The following is a 1,489-nucleotide window of genomic DNA, read 5'->3' as shown; positions in this document are numbered from 1 at the left end:
GTTTGTTGCGTGGTTAAGCAACTAAGTTAACAAATAAAAACCGAATAGAAAATCCGCGAGGATTTTCGTAAGTAGGCAAGAACTAGCAATAAATTATATACAGTGTTGCCCACAGTATTTTATTCAGTCAGAAATTTTGTCGTATAATTAATTACAAAATCAGAAATAAATGATTTTATAAATTCATCATCGTTATATTCATCGTTTTCTTTTAATTCGGTATATAGTTTTTTGTATTCTTCTGTTTTTTCAAAAACCTCAAATTGGCGTTTTTTAAATTTCACAAATTCTTTATTGTCATATTTTCGAGCCTCATTAAAAGTTCCGTTTTCAATTTCAAGAAGCCAATACTTGCTGTATGTAGATGCGTAACCTTGATGAACATATTCAACCATTTTTCCGTGTGGTAAAATCAGAATTCCACTAAACCAATCTATTTTTACTTTTTTTTGTTTTGGGAAATACATTCTATAGATCGACCCCCATTTTTGCTTATAGTTCCCATCATCATCAGTATAATTAACAGGTATTTTCATATCAGTTAAATATAATTCGTTTTCAATAATTTCAAAATATCCAACATATCCACGCCATAAAGCTGTCGATACCATAGTTGGTCTATTTTCAGGATTTTTGTCAAAATATGGTTCGAGAGGATTCGAATTCAAGCTATATTCAGTTCCATTGTAAGTTATTTTATCAGGATATTGGGCTGTAACAATGTTTTCGGCTTTTAAAATTCCGAATGTACAAGTGATTAATATTAGTATAAGTGTTTTTTTCATATTGTGGGCAACGGTCTTGTGTATGAATAGTTGCGATTTTGTGTGCGAGGAATTTCCGAAGGAAATTCAGACGTAACAAAAATGCAACGACCTTTGGTTAAGCACTAATTTAGCAATTTTTTATACACGTTGTTGTAACCAGTTTTTTATTCCGTTATTTTTCTAAAATATAAATCCGCTTTTTTACTGTCAGGTCCATAAATTTCCAAACTGGGTTTAAGTTCGTTATTTTCCATTCCAATATTCAATTCGTATTTGTTCGTATTCCAATTATTCATTTTGAAGTGTCCAAATTCATAAACCTGTTTTCCTTTCCAAAACAATTCAAAAGTGCAATGACCATATTCGTTTTTAATTCCTTTTCGGTTTTTTCCGTCCGCAAAGATTGTTTTTCCGCTATTTTGGTTCACAACTTTAAAATCCGATAAATTCAGAGCAGAGTCAACTTTTAAGTCAAACGTATTAAAGTCAAATATTTTAGATGAAATTTGAGTAGCAAGACAATGCTCGTCTTTTACTTTTTCAGCGTAGTTTTTAAACCCATAGAAACTTAAAATTCCGATTATTAGAATTGCTATAAAAATCAGATTTTTCTTTTTTCGCATTGGGTTTTCTCAAATTGGTTACAACGTGTTTGTATATGGTTTGTTGCGTGGTTTAAGCAACTAATTTAGTAAATAATTACCGACCAAGAAAGTCCGCGA

General features: G+C 30.8%; 2 protein-coding genes. Both read right to left on the bottom strand.

Annotation, left to right across the window (positions count from 1 at the left end; translation table 11 throughout):
* Window positions 1-119 precede the first annotated feature (119 nt).
* Window positions 120-785: a hypothetical protein gene (locus Q1B05_RS18505; protein ID WP_299782933.1), complete on the bottom strand. Its 666-nt coding sequence runs from the start codon at window positions 783-785 to the stop codon at window positions 120-122.
* Between the two features lie 146 nt (window positions 786-931).
* Window positions 932-1,390 carry a hypothetical protein gene (locus Q1B05_RS18500; protein WP_299782932.1) on the bottom strand — a complete coding sequence of 153 codons (459 nt, stop codon included), beginning with the start codon at window positions 1,388-1,390 and terminating at the stop codon, window positions 932-934.
* Window positions 1,391-1,489 lie beyond the last annotated feature (99 nt).

Source organism: uncultured Formosa sp., from assembly GCF_947500765.1.
In the GTDB taxonomy this organism is placed as follows: domain Bacteria; phylum Bacteroidota; class Bacteroidia; order Flavobacteriales; family Flavobacteriaceae; genus Formosa.
This window is presented reverse-complemented; position numbering and strand designations above follow the sequence as displayed.

Bases quoted from the DNA above. Each gene is read 5' to 3' on its own strand.
- Q1B05_RS18505 (WP_299782933.1), bottom strand. From the start codon at position 785: ATGAAAAAAACACTTATACTAATATTAATCACTTGTACATTCGGAATT.
- Q1B05_RS18500 (WP_299782932.1), bottom strand. From the start codon at position 1,390: ATGCGAAAAAAGAAAAATCTGATTTTTATAGCAATTCTAATAATCGGA.